Here is an 18,552-nt window from a genome sequence, read left to right on the forward strand (position 1 = left end):
AACAGCTGCGGGCGCTCAAGATTCCCGGGGCGGGGCGGGCCCGCGCCCCGCCTCGGCCGCCGTCAGCGGCGCTGACGGCCCTGGCGCCGCCACGGCCCGGTGATCGCCAGCATGATGCCGGGCTCCTGGATATTGGCGAACAGCGTTCGCCCGTCCGGTGAGAAGGTCACCCCGGTGAACTCGCTGTACGCGGGCTTGTCCGCGGTGCCGATGTTCAGCTCGTTGCGCGCGAGGGGGTACGTGCGCCCGTCGTCGAGCGCCCCGAAGAGGTGCTGCACGCCGTCCCCGTCCTCGGCGATGACGAGCCCGCCGTAGGGCGAGACCGTGATGTTGTCGGGGCCGTCGAAGGCGCCCTCCCGCTCCGGGTGGGCGTTGACGCCGAGCCGCACCTTGAGCGTCAGGGTGCGCCGCTTCGGCGCGTAGAACCAGACCTGCCCGTCGTGCTGCACGGGGCTCTCCTGGCGGGCGAACGAGCACACGACGTAGACGCCGCCGTCGCCCCACCACATGCCCTCCAGCTTCCGGGCCCGCGTGACCTGGCCGTCCGTGAACTGCTTGCGCACCGAGACCGTCCGCGCGTCGCGGTCGGGGACGTCGGCCCAGTCCACGCCGTAGACCGTGCCCGGCTTCGTGGCGCGTGCGAGGTCGTCGACGAACCGGCCGCCGGAGTCGAAGCACTTGAACGCCTGGAGCGCGCCCGCGTCGTCCGCCAGCCCGCGCAGCTCCCCGCGCCCGTGCCGGAAGCCGGGCGGCGGCGTCCAGCGGTAGAGCAGCCCGTTCGGGCCCGCGGCGTCCTCGGTCAGGTAGACGTGGCCGCGGTGGGGATCGACGACGGCCGCCTCGTGCGCGTACCGGCCGAACGCCTTGACGGGCCGCGGGCCGCGCCCCGCCCGCCGGTCGTACGGATCGACCTCGAAGACATAGCCGTGGTCCTTGGTCATCCCGTTCTGGCCGGCCTTGTCCTCGGTCTCCTCGCAGGTCAGCCAGGTGCCCCAGGGGGTGCTGCCGCCCGCGCAGTTGGTGGAGGTGCCGGCGAGGCCGACCCACTCGGCGACATGGCCGCGGCCGCGGGGCCCGGTGCCGGGTGCGCCGGCCTCGACGATCGTGCAGCCGCCCGCGGCCGCCGGGTCGTAGACGAGGCCGTCGGCCAGGGGCACCGGGTGCGGCCACTTGGCGCGCGGGCCGCTCAGCTCGTGGTTGTTGACGAGCAGCGTCGCTCCGCGCCGCCCCTCGAAGGCGGCGGTGCCGTCGTGGTTCGACGGGGTGAACTCGCCGGACTCCAGCCTGGTGACACCGGCGCGGGTGATGACGCGGTACGAGAACCCGGCGGGCAGCGCGAGGAGCCCGGCCGGGTCCGGGACGAGCGGTCCGTAGCCGGGCCCCTCGCCGTGGCGGTCGAGGCGCTCGCCGGCCTCGCCCGGCTCCGCGGCGAGGGCGCCGGGCGCGGTGGCGAGCACACCGGCGCTGCCGGCCAGCGCGATGCCGGCGCCGGCGTGGGCGGTTCGCTTGGCGAAGTCTCTGCGGCTGATCGTGCTGGTGCGGCTGATCGTCATCTTCGTCTCCAGGGATGGCCGGATCTGTCGCTCGGTGTTGCGGTGGCCCGGCGGTGCGGTGGCTCGGCGACGCGGTGGCTCGGCGACGCGGTCGCTCCGCGCCCGACAGCCCGGCGACCCAGCGGCGAGCCGACGGCGGGCCGGGGGGGGGCGGCGGGCCGGGTGACGGCGCTCACCCTCCCGCCCCGCACCGAATGCCGGATGAACGGGACACGACATCCACGGTGATTTTCGACGGGGCGTACCGTTTCTCAGCCCCCGCCACTCCGCCCCTGCGACCGCCATCGAACCATGACAAAGAAGGTCATCAAAGGCATCTGCCCAGCAATGACTTGATTGCCCGCAGAACCCCTTGACCGCCGACCACCCCGGCCATAGACAGTCCCTTACCTGCATCACCCGTCAGGAGCACGCGCGACGCGCGACTCCCACCGAGTCCGGCCCCCGCCCTCGTCAGGGCCGGGCTCCACGCACACACGGTCCCGCGCACGGTGCGTCCGCATGCCCGCGCGGGCCCAGGATCGGGGAAGAGGTGGTTCGGCGTGAGCCGGCCCGAGATGATGCGAGGACCCACCGGCGGGCAGGTCAGTGACTCCTCCCGCCAGCAGGCGATGTCCGACTTCCTGCGCCCGCAGGCACCGGTCGCCAACGTCGTCGGCTTCGGCCACGGCGTGAAGTGGACCGACGGGGAGCCGACCGGCCAGGAAGCCGTCCTGGTCTTCGTGACCCAGAAGGTTCCGGAGTCGATGCTGACCGAGCGGGACATGATCCCGCACCAGATGGACGACGGCACCCCGACCGACGTCGTGGCCGTGGGCCACGTCGCCGCCCAGCGCCAGCGCCAGAGCGGCCGCCCGATGGGGAGCGGACGGCAGGAGAGCCCGTACGCCCCGGACGGCGGCGCCACCGAGTCCCTGTCGCGCCTCTCCCAGCCGCTGCTGGACGAGATCGGCCGGGAGCTCGGCTCGTTCGAGCCGCAGACCCTCAAGCGCAGGATGCGCCCGTGCCCGTCCGGCTTCTCCGTCGGGAACGTGTCCGTGACGGCCGGCACGCTCGGCTCGGTCGTGTACGACTTCCTGCCGGGCGCGACCACCGACCCGCCGGGGCCCGGCCTCGGCATCCCGAACAAGTTCTACATCCTCAGCAACAACCACGTGCTGGCCGACTCCAACCGCGCGCAGCGGGGCAGCTCCATCGTGCAGCCCGGCGCGTTCGACGGCGGCCAGGACCCGGCGGACCGGATCGCGACGCTGGACCGGTTCATCACCATCCAGTTCGCCCCGCAGACGCCGCTGGAGCAGCACAACAACGTGGTGGACTGCGCGCTCGGCGAGGTGGAGTTCCAGGACGCCACGCGCCAGCAGTACTTCGGCACCGCGCCGCGCGCCTGGCGCCGCAAGGCCAATGTGGCCGTCGGCGACCTGGTCAAGAAGACGGGCCGGACCACCAACCTGACCATGGGCCGGATCATGGCGGTCGACGCGACGATCGACGTCAACTACGGCACGGCCGGCACGGCGCGGTTCAAGGACCAGATCCTCACCACCAACATCTCGGCGGGCGGCGACTCCGGTTCCCTGGTGACCTCGCTGGACGACGTCGCGCTCGGACTGCTCTTCGCGGGGTCGTCCGTCGTGACGGTCATCAACCACATCGAGAACGTCCGCGCGCTGCTGCGCGTCGAGATCTCCGAGCAGCTGGCCTGACGGGCGGAGGAGCCATGACAACGTCGTCCCAGAAGAAGAAGGGCCAAGGCCGTTCGGAGCACCGCTTCGTCAACCCGATGGGCGCCGAGGTCAAGACGCGGGACGAGGCGTTCGCCGCCCCGTCCATGGACGTCTCGGCCGAGGCCCTCACCACGACGGCGAAGCTGACCCTGCACAACGGCGCGGTGACCTTCGCCATGGAAGTGCAGTACAACCCGAACACGTACCCGCACGTAGTGAGCGGCGGCCGGATCACCTCCGGCATCTGCGGCGCCCCGTGGGACATCACGGGCGGCTACGTCGGCCAGCAGATCCGCCTCGACGCCAAGCGCGCCGGGCAGGGCGCCTGCGCCAACACCATCACCATCGTCGGCGAGTTCCAGAACCCGCCGGCCTACCGCGGCACCTACGGCTTCGACGGGGCGTCGTCGTCGTTCAAGCACACGACCCGGTACGAGTGCTGACAGCCCCTCAGCCACGCCGGACGGGCACCCGCAACAAACCGCACCAAACCCAGCCCGTCCGGCGCTTGAGGACACCCACCCACTGGGCGAGCTCTGCCGAACGTCCCGCACCCAATCCAGCCCGCCCGGCGTTCGAGGACACGACCACGAGGCAAGCCCAATCCAGCCCGTCCGGCGCTTGAGGACACCCACCCACTGGGCGAGCTCTGCCGAACGTCCCGCACCAAACCCAGCCCGCCCGGCGTTCGAGGACACGACCACGAGGCGAGCCCAATCCAGCCCGTCCGGCGCTTGAGGACACGACCACGAGGCAAGCCCAATCCAGCCCGTCCGGCGCTTGAGGACACCGCCCGCAGGGCGGCCCCTGCACCCTGCGCACCGGCCGCAACGAACCCAGCCCGCCCGGCGATTGAGGGCGACGGCAGCGGGGGCGAGCCCCCGCACAACCCACCCCCTACGCCCGAGACCTGGCCTTGAAAGCGGCCTTACGAGCCTCCTTGGCCACCCTCTTGTCCGGGTGCAGCCTCCCCATCGCCTCCAGCACCTCCGCCGTGGCCGGGTGCTCCACCCGCCACGCCGCGTCGAAGAAACCGTTGTGCTGCCCGACCAGCCCCTCCACCAGGCTCCGCAGCTCCTCCGTGTCCCCCTCCGCCGCCAACTGCGCGGCGATCGTGTCCACGGTCAGCCAGAAGATCATCGCCTCGGTCGGCTCGGGAATCTCCGTCGCCCCGTGCTCGGCGAGCCAGACCCTTGCGAGCCCGCCCAGCTGCGGATCGTCGAGCACCTCGCGCAGCGCCGGCTCGGCCTCGGCGCCGACGAGCGTGAGCGCCTGCTGGCAGGCGAGCCGCCGTTGAGGCGCCGTGTCGTCGGCCCCACGGGCGGCGGCCAGCAGCTCGCGCGCCGCGTCGACCGGCGCGCGGCCGGCCAGCCATGCCTCCACCTCGGCACGGGCGGCCCCCTCCGGGTGGTCCGGCAGCGCGCCGAGCAGCACGTCCGCCCCCTTGTCCGCGAGGTCGCCGACGGCCGGCGCGTCCACCCCGGCGTCGAGCATCCGGGCCCGTACGGCGAAGACGCCGAGCGGGGTGAGCGCGACCATCCCGTAGCGGGTGACGTCCTCCTCGCCGAGCGGCTCGGCGGCGGCGTCCTGGGGGATGCGCCCCTCGCCGTCGACCTCCTCGATGAGCGCCTCGTCGACGGGCTGGTACTGGATGATCCCCGTCGGTTCGAGCATCCGGAACTGCTCGTCGAGGCGCATCATCGCCTCGGAGACCTCTTCGAGGATGTCGTCGGTCGGCTCGTCCATGTCATCCGGGACGATCATGGACGCGGCCAGCGCCGGCAGCGGTACGGGCCGGTCGGCCGCGCCCTCGTCCAGGGCGGTCAGCAGGTAGAGGTTGCCGAGCACGCCGTCGAGGAAGTCGGCCTCCTCCTCCGGGTTCCAGTCGATCGAGTCGAGGTCGAGCTCGCCCCCGTCGCCGAGCTGGTCGACGATGTCGGCGAGGTCCGGCGCGGCGGCGTCGGCCAGTACGGTCTCCAGCCCGCCGAGCCAGACGTCGAGGATGTCCTGCGGGCTGCCCGAGGTGAGCGTGGCCAGCTCCTCGCCCACGGCGGCGGCGCCGGAGGGCTGGTCGGGGTCGTCGGACTCCTCCGCCTCCGGGTCCTCGGCGAACTCGATCAGCCCGGTGTCCAGCGCGAGCTGCCACGCCTCGGCCGCGTAGCCGGGGCCGTCCTCGTCCGCGAGGAGCCCGAGATGCTCGGCGGCGGCGCGCAGCTGCTCGGCCAGCAGCTCGCCGCCCGCCCCGACGGGGGTGCCGTCGCCGGCCCAGCGGGCGAGCTTCGCGGCGCGCGCGAAGAGGGGCGCGGACAGCGCGTCCCGCGCGAGCTCCGCGTCGGAGTGCAGCCGCACCGGCGGCATGGTGGGGCGGTCTCCGGACATCAGGGGGTTCATCTCCTCGGGGGTACGGCCGCGCCCGCTCGCTCGGGCGCGCTGCTCAAGCGTAGACGGAACGGCAGGTCGCTTTCCTCCGGATGCGGCGGGAGCGGGCACGGGCCGCCGCGCCCGGTCCGTAGGCACCGGATACCGCACTCGCGGTTCATGGGGACGTCGGGACACGTACACCCGTAGCCTCTTGACAACTTCCTTATGCGCGGCGGAGATTGACGCGCGTAGACACTGCTCGGACACCGCACCTCCGCCGCCCTGCCACTCTCCCCACCCCGTTCCGGAGGCTCCAAGATGCCCACTCGCCGCCCTCCCACCCCCCTTCCGCCCTCCCGCCCCTTCCGCCCCTCCCGGTCCGCGCTGCGCGGTCCCGCCGCCGTCGCCGCGCTGGTCGCCACCGCGCTCGCGGCCGGGCTGCTCGCCGCGCCCGCCGCCGTGAGCGCCGCGGCTCCCGCGTCGCCCCCGGTCCGTATCCACGACATCCAGGGCAGCACCCGGGTGTCCCCGCTGGCCGGGCAGCGGGTGGCCGGCGTGCCGGGCGTCGTGACGGCCGTACGGGCCTTCGGCTCGGCGCGCGGCTTCTGGGTGCAGGATCCGCGTCCGGACAGGGACCCGGCGACCAGCGAGGCGATCTTCGTGTTCACGGGGTCCACCACGCCGGCGGTGGCGGCCGGCGACTCCGTGCTCGTCTCCGGCACGGTCACCGAGTACTACCCCGGCGGGGAAGCGGCCGGGCTCCAGTCCGTGACGGAGCTGACGCGGGCGGCGTGGACGGTCGAGTCCTCGGGCAACGCGCTGCCCGCCGCCGTGCCGCTGCGGCCGTCCACCATCCCGGACCGGTACGCGCCGGACGCGAAGGGCGGCTCCATCGAGGGGCTGCGGCTGCGGCCGAACCGCTACGCGCTCGACCGCTACGAGTCGCTGGAGGGGATGCGGGTCAGTGTCCGGGACGCGCCCGTCGTCGGCGCGACCAACACCCACCACGAGCTGTGGGTCACCGCCGAGCCGGGCCACGCCCGCACGGCGCGCGGGGGCTCGCTGTACTCCTCGTACAAGGACCCGAACAGCGGCCGGATCAAGATCGGCTCGCTGCTCCCGCTCGCCGAGCACCCCTTCCCCGCGGCGAACGTCGGCGACGAGCTGACGGGCACTACCGCGGGACCGCTGGACTACGACAACTTCGGCGGCTACACCATCGCGGCCACCGAGATAGGCGCCCGCACCGACCGCCACCTGGTGCGCGAGAAGACCCGCGGGCAGGCGGCGGACGAGCTGGCGGTGGCCACGTACAACGTGGAGAACCTCTCGCCGAAGACCCCGCGGGCGAAGTTCGACCGGCTGGCGGAGGCGCTGGTGGATCGGCTCGCCGCGCCCGACATCGTGGCGCTGGAGGAGGTCCAGGACGACGACGGGCCCACCGACAGCGGGCACGTGGGCGCCGACCGTACGCTGAAGCAGCTCACGGACGCCATCGCGGCGGCCGGCGGGCCGCGGTACCAGTGGCGGCAGATCGATCCGGTCGACGGCCAGGACGGCGGACAGCCCGGCGGCAACATCCGCAACGCCTTCCTCTTCAACCCCGAGCGCGTCTCCTTCACCGACATCCCCGGCGGCGACTCCACCACCCCCGTGAAGGTCGTGGGGCGCGGCGGCTCGACGGCCCTGTCCGCCTCGCCGGGCCGCATCGCCCCCGCCGACCCGGCGTGGCGCGACAGCCGCAAGCCGCTCGCCGGGCAGTTCTCCTTCCGCGGCCGACCGGTGTTCGTCGTCGCGAACCACTTCAATTCCAAGGGCGGCGACCAGGGCGTCGACAGCCGCTTCCAGCCGCCGGCCCGTACGTCGGAGACGCAGCGGCTGGCGCAGGCCGGGGCCGTCAACGCCTTCGTGAAGGAACTGCTGGCCGCCGACCCGCGCGCCGACGCGGTCGTCGCGGGCGACCTGAACGACTACCAGTTCGCGCCCGCGCTGAAGGCGCTCACCGCGGGCGGCGTCCTGACGGACCAGGTCGGGCGGCTGCCGAAGAAGGAACGGTACGGCTATGTCTACCAGGGCAACTCCCAGGTCCTCGACCACATGCTGACGACCCGTCACCTCCGTCGGACCGACTACGACATCGTCCACATCAACGCGGAGTTCGCCGACCAGGCGAGCGACCACGACCCCCAGGTGCTGCGGCTGCGCCGGTAGCGCGGCGGCCCGCGGAGGCACGGGCGTCTAGATCTTCAGGTACTGGGCCGCCTGAAGGGAGTGCAGGTCGGCGAAGCAGCCGCCGGAGTTCAGCAGTTCGGCGGGCGACCCCTGTTCGACGAGCCGGCCGTCGCGCAGCACGTGGACGATGTCCGCGTGGCGCACGGAGGCCAGCCGGTGGGTGATGAGCACGATCGTGTGGCCGGCGTCGGCCAGGGCGCGGATCTGCTCGAACGCCTCGATCTCGGCCCGCGCGTCGAGCGCGGCCGTCGGCTCGTCGCAGATGAGCAGGGGCGCGGCGCGGAAGTGGGCGCGGGCGATGGCGAGCCGCTGCCACTGCCCTCCGGACAGCTCCACGCCGCCGGTGAACTCCCGTGCCACCAGGGTGTCGAAGCCCTGCGGCAGCCCGTCCACGAGCCGCCGCGCCCCGGCGTGCGCGGTGGACTTCTCGATGCCGGCCCGGTCCGCCGCCCGCCACGGCTGCCCGATGCCGATGTTGGTGTGGACGGTGAACGGCCAGCGCATGAAGTCCTGGTCGACCAGGGCGACCTGCTGGAAGATCTGTTCCCGGTCGGCCTCGGAGACCTCCACGCCGTCCCAGTGGATGGTCCCGGCCGTGGGCAGGCAGAGGCCGCTGAGGAGCTTGGCGAGGGTCGTCTTGCCGGAGCCGTTCTCGCCGACGAGGGCCACGATCTGGCCGCGCCGGATCGTCAGGTTCACCTTGTCCAGCGCGGGCCGGGTCGCGCCGGGGTAGGTGTAGCCGACATTGGTGAAGACGATGCGCTCGGCCGGGTACGGCGGCGGTGCGCCGCCGGAGGGGATCGCGCGGCGCTCGGCTTCCTCGGCGGCCCGGCGGAGGTCGAGGAAGAACAGCGACTGCTCGTAGAGGTGATTGACCTGGCTGATCATGAGCCGGAGGTTGGCGGTGCCGTTGCGGATGGCGAGGACCGCGGTGCCGGCGGCCGCCAGCGGCACCGCCGAGTGGACGAGCAGCAGGGCGAGCACGGTGTAGGTGAGGGCGGTGGCGACACCGGCCAGGACGCTCGCCGCGAGGGACGTCGCGGCCTCGGCGTGCGCGAGCCGGGTCTGCTCCTTGCCCGAGCTCTCCGTCATCCGCTCGAAGTGGTCGAGGAGGTACGGGCCGGCGGCGTGCACCCGCACCTCCCTGGCCGCTTCGCGCTGGGTCAGCAGGGAGGCCAGCAGGTTCTGCTGGCGGGTGTGGTCGAGCCACGCCTGGAGGGAGAGGTACGAGCGGCGCGCGGACCGTACGGTGCCCCACCCCTTGGGCACCGCGATGAGCCCGAGCAGCGGGAGGAGCGCCGGGTGCAGCAGGGCCAGGACGACGGCCGAGGCGCCGAGCGAGATCACCGCGTTGATCACGCCGACGCTGTGGGCGACCATCCGGCGCGCGGCGGTCGCGCCCAGCTCGGCGGAGTCGACCAGCCGACGGAAGGCCGGGTCCTCGGCGGCGGTCAGTTCGACGCGGATCACCCGGCGCAGGAGCTGGGCGGTGGCGGTGCGCTCGACCTTCGGCTCCAGGCGTCCGGTGGCGGCGAGGGAGACGGCGGCGAGCACGGCCGTGAAGGCGCTCGCGGCGGCGACCAGGGCCAGTGAGGGCAGGGCGTGGTAGACGCGGTCGGGGGCGGGGACGGCGGCGAACAGGCGCAGCAGCACCTGGTTGGTGGCGAGCAGCCCGGCCGCGCCGGCGACGCCCTGCCCGGCCTCGGCCGCGGCGACGGCGACCAGGGCCGTACGGTCGGCGGCCCAGCCGAGCCGCGCGGTGTCGCCGACGAGGGTTGGCAGGCGGCGGGCCATCGCGAGGAACGACACGCGCAGCCGGGCCATTTCATGGCCGGCGGCGGCATAGTGCAGCCGCCCGCCGAAGAGCACATCCTCACTCGACGGCGGATCCGGATCCTTTGACATACGGCACCTTCCTTCAATCGGGCAATCGGGAATGGATACCTGTAGAGTCGCCAATTATCCCCGCCCCGAGATATCCCAACCCTCAGCGGTCGGCATTTCCTCGCGATTCTTTTGACGATTCATCAGCGAATCGATTCAGCACCCAGTACGCAGGGAACACCACACCCACCTGCGCTTTTTCGCCAATTCTTTTCGGCCAGTCGTACTAATCACTCACATGAGTAATTCCATCGACCCACCCTTGCGCGAATACGCGCAGCGGCTTCACCTTGGAAATCAGCCGGAGTCGCCAAGCGCTCCGCAATCGGGATCGAAAAACTCACCGGAAGGCAGGTATTTCCATGCCCATCGCGACCGCCACCCTCGAAGCCACCGAAGACGTCTTCGACCTCGACGTCCGCGAGATCGACGGAGTCGCCCCCGATGGGGGCGCCATGATCTCGCCGACCTCGGACTGCACCCGCTGCGGCTGCACCCTCTTCACCTGTCCCGAGACGGGCTGCCACTAGTCGATGTGGCCGCGGGCGCTCCTCCCAAGCCGGCGGGAGGGGCGCCCGCGCTCTCCGTTTCGAGCACCGGCACGCGTCATCGGGGAGATCGGAGAACAGCGGGGATGAACGCCGAATCACTTTTCGCCTGTGCGGACTTCGCGATGCTGCGGGCGCCGGTCCACCCCGCGCACCGGGCGCGGGACGCCTCCCCGGATGTGGCGGAGGGCGCCCCCGACGAGGCGGAGCGCCTCATCGGCCATCTGCGCGAGGCCGCCGCGGAACCGCTCCTCCGGGAGGCGGTCAGCGTCTCCAGCGCGTCGCTCGGCCTCGTACTGGACCGGATCGCGGACGGCGGGACGGGGGAGGCGAGCGGCGCGACGCCGCCGACCCTCGCGGAGCTGCGGCGCGCCGTCCGGGCCCTGACCGGGTACCGGCTGCGGATGGCGACCCGCTGCACGCCGTTCGGGCTGATGGCCGGGGTCGCCACGGCGACGTTCACCGACGGCGGCCACGTCGGCGACGGGGCGGCGAAGGTCCGCTTCGGGACGGAGCACCGCCGGGCCGTGCGCCCCGACCGGCAGTGGCTCACAGCGCTGCTGACCGACTGGGAGCGGCGCCCGGAGCTGCTGTGGCAGCTGCGCGTCACCCTCAACAACCTCTGCTTCGTGCGCGGCCGGCGGCTCGTGCTGCCCTATCTGCCGCACGCCGCCGACCAGGTGCGCGCGCACCGCACCGTGCACGAGGTGAGCGTGCGCCACACCTCGGCGCTGCGGCTGGTGACGGAGCGGGCGCGCGTCCCGGTCCGCTTCGGCGAGCTGGAGCGGCAGCTCGCCGAGTCCTTCCCGGGCGCGTCGGCGGAGGCCGTCCGGCGGATGCTGACGCAGCTGGTGGAGAAGGACATCCTGCTCACCGAAGCCCGGCCGCCGCTGGAGGCCACCGACCCGCTCGGCCACGTCCTCGACGTCCTCGGGGCGCTGCCGGACACCACGCCCGTGCCGGAGCTGGCCGAACTGCGGTCCGTACGCGACGCGTTGGCGGACTACGCGCGGCAGGAGGCCGGGCAGGGGCTCGGGCCCTGGCGGAGCGTCACGGGCCGGATGGCGCGGCTGCGCCCGGCCGACCGGCTCGTCCAGGTGGATCTGGCGCTGGACGCCGATGTGACGCTGCCCCGGGAGGTGGCCGCCGAGGCGGAGCGGGCCGCGCGGCTGCTGTGGCGGCTGGCGCCCGAGGAGAGCGGCCCGGCCCATCTGCGCCAGTACCACGAGGCGTTCCTGGAGCGGTACAGCACGGACCGTTTCGTGCCCGTGAAGGAGCTGCTCGACCCGGACGTCGGGCTGGGCGCGCCCGCCGGTTACAACATGCCGCCGAGCCACCGGTTCGCGCGGCCGGAGGCCGTCACCGAGACCGGGCGGGACCGGCTGCTCACGGAGCTGGCCCAGGAGTCGCTGCTGACCGGGGCGGCGGAGGTGGTGCTGGCGGACGACGGCGACGACCCCGTGATCCGCGCGCTCGCGCGGTCCGAGGGCACCCCGCCCGCCTCGCTGGAGCTGTGGACCAAGCTCCTCGCGGACTCCCCCGCCGCGCTGCAGGACGGCGACTTCCGGCTGGTGGTGACGGCGGGCTCGCAGACCGCCGGGGGCATGTTCGGCCGGTTCGCCTACCTGCTGCCCGACGAGCCGGGGGCGGCCCTGGCCGCGCTCGCCCGCTCGGTGGGCCACCGGAACCCCGAGGCTCTGCCCGCCCAGCTCAGCTACCAGACCTCGCACCCCCGCAGCGGCAACGTCTCACAGGTCCCGCAGTGGCTGGAGCGCAAGGTGCCGGTCGCGGTGTACGCGGACCCGGCCGCGCCCGGCCATCTGGATCTGGCGGACCTCGCCGTGGGCGCGGACATCCAGCGGCTGTTCGTCGTGGACCGGCGCAGCGGCCGTGAGGTGGTCCCCACCGCGTTCCATATGCTCGACTCCCAGTGGCAGGCCCCGAACACCGCGCGGTTCCTGCGGGAGATCTCGCTCAGCGGCGTGCGCCGCTGGCGGCCCTGGGACTGGGGCCTGGCGTCGAGCCTGCCGTTCCTGCCGCGGGTCCGCTGCGGGCGTACGGTCCTCTCCCAGGCCCGCTGGCGCGCCACGGACGCGGTGCGCGACACGGAGGCGCCCTTCGAGCGGTGGGCGGAGGCGGTCGCCGCGTGGCGGTCGCGGTGGCGGGTCCCCGACCGGGTCTGTCTCTCCTTCTCCGACCAGCGCCTCGAACTGGACCTCGCCCGGCCCCAGCACCTGCGGCTGCTCCGCCGCGAGCTCGGCCGGCGGCCGGGCGCCGAGCTCCTCGAAGTGGAGGCCGGGGCGGAGCAGGACGCCGGATGGCTGGTCGGCCCGCTGGGCACGCACCGCAACGAGGTCGTCTTCCCCATGGTCACGCGGTACGGTCCCCGGCCCGACGCGGCCGCGGAGCCCCGCAACCGGCTCTCGCCGCCGCGCCCCGCGCCGGCCGAGCACCTGCCCGGCGGCCAGTGGCTGTACGCGTCCGTGTACTGCGCCGCCGAGCGCCAGGACGAGCTGATCGCCGCCGAGCTGCCGGCGCTGCTGCACTCGCTGCCGCCCGAGGGCGTCGACCGCTGGTTCTTCCTGCGCTACCGCGACCAGGAACAGCCGCAGCTGCGCCTGCGGCTGCACGGCGACCCCGTCGTCCTCACGGCACAGGGCCTGCCGCGGCTCCACGCGTGGGCGGCCGGGCTGCGCGCCTCGGGGCTGGCCAGAAGGCTGATCCTGGACACATACGACCCGGAGGCCGAGCGGTACGGCGGCCCGGAGGCGATCGAGGCCGCCGAGCGCGCCTTCCACGCCGACAGCCTCGCCGCCCTGGAACAGCTGCGGCTGCGGGACGCCGGCCGCCTCACCATCGATCCGCTGCTGCTCGCCGCGGCCAACTACGTCGACCTGATCAGGGCGTTCTGGCCGGACGACGCCGAGAACCCCACGCCGGACGGCGAACCCCAGTGGGTGCACTGGCTGCTCGGCAACTACGCGAAGCACGGCGCCGACGACGCGTACCGCACCTTCCAGAAGCGCCGCCGGGAAGCGGTCGCGCTCATCGACCCGTACGGCGACTGGGCCGCGCTGCGCGAACGCCCCGGCGGCGAGGCGGTGGCGGCGGCCTTCGCCCGGCGGGCCCCGGCCGTCGCGGAGTACGGCCGTACGCTGCGCCGCCTGTCACCGCCATGGGCCCCGCCGCCGCAGATCCTGAACTCGCTGTTCCATATGCATCACAACCGGCTGATCGGCATCGACCGGGAGGGCGAGCAGTCCACCTACGCCATCGCGCGCGGCGCCGTCCAGGCCCATCGAGACCGCCGGAGGCACAACGGATGAATCCAGTGAGCACGCAGCGCACCACCGGCGCCGCCGAGGAGCCGGCGGGGGCGAACGGCGACGGGACGGCGGCGCGTGAGCCCGTACGGAACGGCCGGAGCGAAGCCGCCGGGACGGCCGTCGGCCGCACGGCGGCCGAGCAGGAGACGGCCGACCGGGCAGCCGCGGTCGTGGCCGAGCTGGCCGGGCGGCTCGCGGACCCGGAGGCGGTGGTGGCCGTCGCGACCGCAGAGGGAAACCTGGACCGGCCGCCGGGCCGCGGCCCGCTGCACCCCTGGGGCGGGGTGACCCTGGCAGAGGGGCACCCGGGCGTGGCCCTGCTCTTCGCCGAGCTCGCCCAGGACGACCCCCGCCACCGCACCCACGCACACGCCCACCTGGCCGCCGCCGCCCGCTCCCTGTCGGCCGGGCAGGGCGCGGGCCTCTACACCGGCACCCCCGCGCTCGCCCTCGCCGCCTGCGCGGCCCGTCGCGGCCCGGCGGACTACGCGACCATGCTCGACCGGCTCGACACTCAAGTGGACACGCGGGTACGGCAGTTGCTCACGGCCGAGGACGAGCGGCTGACGGCGCGCCGGGCCGGCGTGAGCATGGACGTCTACGACCTGATCCTCGGGCTCGCCGGGATCGGCCGGTATCTGCTGCTCCGCGCGGACCGCCACCGGACGGCGCTCACGGACACGCTGACGTATCTGGTCCGGCTCACCGATCCGGTCCGGCACCTGGAACACACCGTGCCCGGCTGGTGGGTGCCCGACGCGCCCGGCCTCGGCCAGGAGTCCCACTTCCCGCGCGGGCACTTCAACCTGGGCCTGGCGCACGGCATTTGCGGGCCCCTGGCACTGTTCGCGCTCGCCGAGGAGGCGGGCGTGTCCGTACCCGGCCAGCGGGAGGCCGCGACGCGCATCGTCGACTGGCTGCTGAGCCGGCAGGCGGAGGACCTGAGCTGGCCCGCCGTCGTCGCCTGGGACGACGAGATCGCCGGGGCCCGGCCCGGCCCGGCGCACGGCCGTACGGCCTGGTGCTACGGCACGCCGGGCGTGGCCCATGCCGTGTATCTGGCCGGGCGCGCCTGGGACCGCGGCGACTGGCGGCTGACCGCGGCGGACGCGCTGGCCGCGTCCTTGGACGGTCCGCAGGCCCTGGTGGACTGCGGGCTGTGCCACGGCTGGTCGGGGCTGCTCCAGATCGCCTGCCGGATGGCGCTGGACAGCGGGGACGAGCGGCTGCTCGCGCGGCTGCCGCGCCTCGCGGAGCAGGTGCTCGACGCCTACGACCCGGAGCTGCCCCTCGGCTACCGCTACGCGGACACCCCGCCCGGCCTCTGGGCGCCGCACCGGGCGGGCTTCCTCGAAGGCACGGCGGGGATCGCCCTCAGCCTGCACACCTACGCCTCGGGCGGCACGCCCCGCACACCGTGGGACGCCGCACTGCTGCTGTCGTAAGGGCTGACGCTGTCGTAAGGGGGCTGGTGCTGCCGGGTTAAAAGAGCTGCTGCTGCCGGGTTGGCTCGCGGGCCGTCGCCGGTGCGGTTCACGGCCCGGCGCCCGCTCGGCTCACGGGTCGTCGCGGCCGATGACCTTGGCCAGCTCGCTCTGGAACCAGTCCAGCCGGGCCTGGAGCAGCGCCGCCTCGGCGACCAGTTCGGGGACCGTGCCGCCGGTCGGCGGGGGCGTGCCCGCCGGGACGCCGGGGGCGGCGGAGACGGTCAGCCGCTCCCCCGCCAGCCGCGCGAAGCCGGGAAAGGAGATGCTCATCCGGTCGGCGGCACACCCCGCGCAGCTGCCCGTCACGGTCCGCCAGCCCGCCCGGCCCCATCCGGCGTCGGCGAACCGGTCGGCGGTGCGCCCGCAGGAGCAGGGGCCGACGCGGGCGGTGCGGACGCGCTGACGGGCGTAGCGCATGCCGCGCTCGTAGCGGATGTACGAGCCGAGGACGGTGATCTCCAGTACGACGGCCCGGCGGTGTTCGGCGAGGCAGGTGAGGCCGAGCGCCTCGTCGCGGGAGTGCAGGCAGTGGAAGCCGCAGTCACAGCGGCGGGAGGGGCAGCGGTGGCGGCGTCCGTAGACGCAGCGCGCGTCGTCCAGTACGCCGTACGGCAGGCCGCCGCCGAGGGAGACGCCGGTGAAGCCCGCCCGGCGGCCGCTGTGGGACAGCACCGGGTAGGCGATCTTGTATCCGGTCGGCGGCTCCGGCGGGTGTTCCTCCGGGAGCCGCAGCCTCATCGCGGAGCCGTCGCCTCGGCCCCGGCGGCCACCGCCTCGCTGTCGCCGTTTCCGGCTGCGGCAGCGCTCCCGGCTTCGGTATCGGCTTCGGCGGAAGCGGGCCGCGTCGCGGCCGCCGGCTCGTTCTCCTCGTGCTCGCGCTCCTCGGCGAAGCCGACGGCGAGTGGTTTGCCCAGCCTCATGGCGTCCTCCCCTGACCAGTGCAATGGACAGCGAACCTCCCCATGGTGGCTCACCAGGGCGGGAATTGGCACCAGTGCATCCCGGACACAGCAGCGCGGCCGCACGACGGGCGTTTCCGTCGTACGGCCGCGAAGCGCGCTCCCCGAACGGGCCGGGGCTTCGGCCGGGGCGCGGCCGGTCAGTCGTTGCTGTGCAGCGCCTCGTTGAGGCCGCCCCAGGAGCCGGAGCGCGGCAGGGCCTCCACCCGACCGGAGGTCGAGTTGCGGCGGAAGAGGAGGTTGTTCGCGCCGGAGAGGTCCAGCGCCTTGCTGACCTCGCCGTCCGGCAGCGTGACGCGGGTGCCCGCGGTCACGTACAGACCGGCCTCGACGATGCAGTCGTCGCCCAGCGCGATGCCGATGCCGGCCTCCGCGCCCAGCAGGCAGCGCTCGCCGATCGAGATGATCTGCTTGCCGCCGCCGGAGAGGGTGCCCATGATCGACGCGCCGCCGCCGATGTCGGAGCCGTCGCCGACGACGACGCCCGCGCTAATCCGGCCCTCGACCATGGACGCGCCGAGCGTCCCCGCGTTGAAGTTGACGAAGCCCTCGTGCATCACGGTGGTGCCGCTGGCGAGGTGCGCGCCGAGGCGGACGCGGTCGGCGTCGGCGATGCGCACGCCGGCCGGGGCGACGTAGTCGGTCATGCGCGGGAACTTGTCGACGCTGGTGACCGCGAGGTGCAGGCCCTCGGCGCGGGCGTTCAGGCGCACCGTCTCCAGCTGGTTCACGGCGACGGGGCCGAGGGAGGTCCAGGCCACGTTGGCGAGCAGACCGAACATGCCGTCGAGGTTCTGGCCGTGCGGGCGCACCAGCCGGTGGGAGAGGAGGTGCAGGCGCAGGTAGATGTCGTGCGTGTCGATCGGCTTCTCGTCGAGCGAGGCGATGACCGTACGGACGGCGACGATCTCGACGCCGCGGCGGGGGTCGGGGCCCAGCGCCTTGGGGGCGGCGTCGCCCAGCAGCTCGGCGGCGCGCTCGGCGCTCAGCCGCTCGGTGCCGGACGGGCCGGGCTCGGCGGTCAGCTCGGGCGCCGGGAACCAGGTGTCGAGGACGGTCCCGTCCTCGGCGACGGTGGCAAGGCCGGCGGCGACGGCGCCGGTGGTACGGGGGGCAACAGCATCGGTCATGACCGAAAACTAACCGGACACGGCCCGTCGAAGCGAACCGGTCCCGGCGCCCGGCTCCACTATCGGCCGCGCCCGCCGCTTTCCCCTCGTTCCCGCCTTGCGTCGAACGCCCGCGCCCGGGCTCAGCCGATGACGCGCTCCAGGGTCGTCCGCACTTGCGCCCTGTCGAAGGGGCGCCCGGTGAGGAGCAGCTGGAGCAGCAACCCGTCGATCAGCGCGACGAGCGTCCGCGCGGTGGCGTCGTCCTTGGTGTACCGGGCGAGCATGGCGACCATCTCGTCCAGCCAGGCCGCCGCGACCGGCTGCAACCGCTCGCGGCGCAGGGCGGCGAGGTAGAGGTCGTACTCCAGCCGCACGCGGCTGCGCTCGCCGGCGGTCGCCGTGCAGTTCTCCAGCAGCCGGACGAGCCCGTCCACGAGCGGCTGCCCCTGGTCGAGGTAGCGTTCCCAGCTCGCGACGGACGTCGTCGGACCGCTGTTGACCTGGCGCAGCGCCGCGATCAGCAGATCGTCGAGGCTCGCGAAGTGGTACGTGGTGGAGCCGAGCGGCACATCCGCGGCCGCGGCCACACTGCGGTGGCTGAGCCCGTCGATGCCCCGCTCGGAGACCACGCGGATCGCGGCGTCCACGATGCGCTGCCGCCGGTCCGGGTCGTAGCGGCGAGCCATCAGTGGGACGCCCCGCCGACGTTGAGCACGACGACCCCGGCGATGATCAGGCCGATGCCCAGCATCTTCGCGGCGGTGGCGGCCTCACCAAGAAAGATCATGCCTATCGCCGCGATGACGGCGGTCCCGGCCGCCGACCAGATGGCGTAGACCGTCCCGACCTCCATACTCTTCAGCGTCTGCGCGAGCAGCACGAAGGCGACCAGATAACCGGCGGCGGTGCCCAGCGATGGCCACAGCTTGCTGAACCCATGGCTGTACTTCATGGCCGTGGTCGCCAGAACCTCGGAGAGGATCGCACCAGCCAACATCACATATGGCATGCGTACGAGCGTACACAACGTTACGTACGACCGTACACACGCGTCCCGCACAGCAACGAGCCCGCCCCCGGCCGGGGTCGGGGACGGGCTGCTGTCGGCGTCGGCGCGCGGCCGGTCGGACGGGCCTGAGGCCGGTCAGACGTTGAACCCCAGTGCGCGGAGTTGTTCGCGGCCGTCGTCGGTGATCTTGTCGGGGCCCCAGGGGGGCATCCAGACCCAGTTGATGCGGAGTTCGTTGACGATGCCTTCGGTGGCCGACTTCGCCTGGTCCTCGATGACGTCGGTGAGCGGGCAGGCCGCCGAGGTCAGGGTCATGTCGAGGGTGGCGATGTTGGCGTCGTCGACGTGGATGCC

Annotated in this window: 15 protein-coding genes; 6 read left to right on the forward strand and 9 right to left on the reverse strand. The window is 73.5% G+C overall.

Translation table 11 applies throughout. The features are described 5' to 3' along the window. Window positions 1-62: 62 nt before the first annotated feature. Window positions 63-1,553 carry an alkaline phosphatase PhoX gene (locus tag AB0I49_RS30335; protein WP_363230320.1) on the reverse strand — a complete coding sequence of 497 codons (1,491 nt, stop codon included), beginning with the start codon at window positions 1,551-1,553 and terminating at the stop codon, window positions 63-65. 542 nt (window positions 1,554-2,095) lie between these two features. On the opposite strand from AB0I49_RS30335, the gene AB0I49_RS30340 reads away from it, so the two are divergent. After that, window positions 2,096-3,259: a hypothetical protein gene (locus tag AB0I49_RS30340; RefSeq protein WP_363230321.1), complete on the forward strand. Its 1,164-nt coding sequence runs from the start codon at window positions 2,096-2,098 to the stop codon at window positions 3,257-3,259. A 14-nt stretch (window positions 3,260-3,273) separates the two neighbouring features. Beyond that, a complete protein-coding gene (locus tag AB0I49_RS30345; protein ID WP_363230322.1) occupies window positions 3,274-3,723 on the forward strand; it encodes a hypothetical protein in 450 nt (149 codons plus the stop codon). A 454-nt stretch (window positions 3,724-4,177) separates the two neighbouring features. Here the strand turns inward: AB0I49_RS30345 and AB0I49_RS30350 are convergent, their stop codons facing one another. Continuing rightward, window positions 4,178-5,659 (reverse strand): hypothetical protein, encoded by a 1,482-nt coding sequence (locus AB0I49_RS30350; RefSeq protein ID WP_363230323.1) that lies wholly within the window; start codon window positions 5,657-5,659, stop codon window positions 4,178-4,180. A 300-nt stretch (window positions 5,660-5,959) separates the two neighbouring features. Between AB0I49_RS30350 and AB0I49_RS30355 the strand changes: the two genes are divergently transcribed. Further along, complete coding sequence (locus tag AB0I49_RS30355) at window positions 5,960-7,852, forward strand: endonuclease/exonuclease/phosphatase family protein (RefSeq protein ID WP_363230324.1); 1,893 nt, start codon at window positions 5,960-5,962, stop codon at window positions 7,850-7,852. 27 nt (window positions 7,853-7,879) lie between these two features. Here the strand turns inward: AB0I49_RS30355 and AB0I49_RS30360 are convergent, their stop codons facing one another. Next, entirely contained in the window at window positions 7,880-9,778 is a 1,899-nt protein-coding gene (locus AB0I49_RS30360; protein WP_363230325.1) for an ABC transporter ATP-binding protein, read from the reverse strand. A 341-nt stretch (window positions 9,779-10,119) separates the two neighbouring features. Between AB0I49_RS30360 and AB0I49_RS30365 the strand changes: the two genes are divergently transcribed. The 3 genes from AB0I49_RS30365 (at window position 10,120) to AB0I49_RS30375 (ending at window position 15,076) form a co-directional block, all read left to right on the forward strand. Continuing rightward, window positions 10,120-10,287, forward strand: coding sequence for a hypothetical protein (locus AB0I49_RS30365; RefSeq protein ID WP_363133285.1), 168 nt, complete (start codon window positions 10,120-10,122; stop codon window positions 10,285-10,287). Window positions 10,288-10,391: 104 nt separating this feature from the next. Then, window positions 10,392-13,631: a lantibiotic dehydratase gene (locus AB0I49_RS30370; RefSeq protein WP_363230326.1), complete on the forward strand. Its 3,240-nt coding sequence runs from the start codon at window positions 10,392-10,394 to the stop codon at window positions 13,629-13,631. 5 nt (window positions 13,632-13,636) lie between these two features. After that, entirely contained in the window at window positions 13,637-15,076 is a 1,440-nt protein-coding gene (locus tag AB0I49_RS30375) for a lanthionine synthetase C family protein (RefSeq protein WP_363230327.1), read from the forward strand. Between the two features lie 111 nt (window positions 15,077-15,187). Here the strand turns inward: AB0I49_RS30375 and AB0I49_RS30380 are convergent, their stop codons facing one another. The 6 genes from AB0I49_RS30380 to AB0I49_RS30405 form a co-directional block, all read right to left on the reverse strand. Further along, complete coding sequence (locus tag AB0I49_RS30380) at window positions 15,188-15,856, reverse strand: hypothetical protein (RefSeq protein ID WP_363230328.1); 669 nt, start codon at window positions 15,854-15,856, stop codon at window positions 15,188-15,190. Next, the gene (locus tag AB0I49_RS30385; protein ID WP_363230329.1) at window positions 15,853-16,038 is read right to left on the reverse strand and encodes a hypothetical protein; all 186 of its coding nucleotides are present in this window, start codon (window positions 16,036-16,038) and stop codon (window positions 15,853-15,855) included. The genes AB0I49_RS30380 and AB0I49_RS30385 overlap by 4 nt, the downstream gene beginning before the upstream one ends. 179 nt (window positions 16,039-16,217) lie before the next feature. Beyond that, a complete protein-coding gene (gene dapD / locus AB0I49_RS30390) occupies window positions 16,218-17,207 on the reverse strand; it encodes a 2,3,4,5-tetrahydropyridine-2,6-dicarboxylate N-succinyltransferase (RefSeq protein ID WP_363230330.1) in 990 nt (329 codons plus the stop codon). A 122-nt stretch (window positions 17,208-17,329) separates the two neighbouring features. Next, window positions 17,330-17,875, reverse strand: coding sequence for a TetR family transcriptional regulator (locus AB0I49_RS30395; protein WP_363230331.1), 546 nt, complete (start codon window positions 17,873-17,875; stop codon window positions 17,330-17,332). Further along, window positions 17,875-18,198 carry a multidrug efflux SMR transporter gene (locus AB0I49_RS30400; protein WP_363230332.1) on the reverse strand — a complete coding sequence of 108 codons (324 nt, stop codon included), beginning with the start codon at window positions 18,196-18,198 and terminating at the stop codon, window positions 17,875-17,877. Before AB0I49_RS30400 ends, AB0I49_RS30395 begins: the two co-directional genes overlap by 1 nt. A gap of 135 nt (window positions 18,199-18,333) precedes the next feature. Then, window positions 18,334-18,552 (reverse strand): iron-sulfur cluster assembly protein (locus AB0I49_RS30405; protein WP_363230334.1); only part of this gene is annotated, 219 nt, incomplete at its 5' end.

The sequence above is a fragment of the Streptomyces sp. NPDC050617 genome, from assembly GCF_040654795.1.
In the GTDB taxonomy this organism is placed as follows: domain Bacteria; phylum Actinomycetota; class Actinomycetes; order Streptomycetales; family Streptomycetaceae; genus Streptomyces.

What these genes read in the sequence shown, in the direction of transcription:
- AB0I49_RS30370 (WP_363230326.1), top strand. Translation starts at nt 10,392, where the DNA reads ATGAACGCCGAATCACTTTTCGCCTGTGCGGACTTCGCGATGCTGCGG.
- AB0I49_RS30380 (WP_363230328.1), bottom strand. Translation starts at nt 15,856, where the DNA reads ATGAGGCTGCGGCTCCCGGAGGAACACCCGCCGGAGCCGCCGACCGGA.
- AB0I49_RS30345 (WP_363230322.1), top strand. Translation starts at nt 3,274, where the DNA reads ATGACAACGTCGTCCCAGAAGAAGAAGGGCCAAGGCCGTTCGGAGCAC.
- AB0I49_RS30385 (WP_363230329.1), bottom strand. Translation starts at nt 16,038, where the DNA reads ATGAGGCTGGGCAAACCACTCGCCGTCGGCTTCGCCGAGGAGCGCGAG.
- AB0I49_RS30360 (WP_363230325.1), bottom strand. Translation starts at nt 9,778, where the DNA reads ATGTCAAAGGATCCGGATCCGCCGTCGAGTGAGGATGTGCTCTTCGGC.
- AB0I49_RS30365 (WP_363133285.1), top strand. Translation starts at nt 10,120, where the DNA reads ATGCCCATCGCGACCGCCACCCTCGAAGCCACCGAAGACGTCTTCGAC.
- AB0I49_RS30355 (WP_363230324.1), top strand. Translation starts at nt 5,960, where the DNA reads ATGCCCACTCGCCGCCCTCCCACCCCCCTTCCGCCCTCCCGCCCCTTC.
- AB0I49_RS30395 (WP_363230331.1), bottom strand. Translation starts at nt 17,875, where the DNA reads ATGGCTCGCCGCTACGACCCGGACCGGCGGCAGCGCATCGTGGACGCC.
- AB0I49_RS30335 (WP_363230320.1), bottom strand. Translation starts at nt 1,553, where the DNA reads ATGACGATCAGCCGCACCAGCACGATCAGCCGCAGAGACTTCGCCAAG.
- AB0I49_RS30350 (WP_363230323.1), bottom strand. Translation starts at nt 5,659, where the DNA reads ATGTCCGGAGACCGCCCCACCATGCCGCCGGTGCGGCTGCACTCCGAC.
- AB0I49_RS30400 (WP_363230332.1), bottom strand. Translation starts at nt 18,198, where the DNA reads ATGCCATATGTGATGTTGGCTGGTGCGATCCTCTCCGAGGTTCTGGCG.
- dapD (WP_363230330.1), bottom strand. Translation starts at nt 17,207, where the DNA reads ATGACCGATGCTGTTGCCCCCCGTACCACCGGCGCCGTCGCCGCCGGC.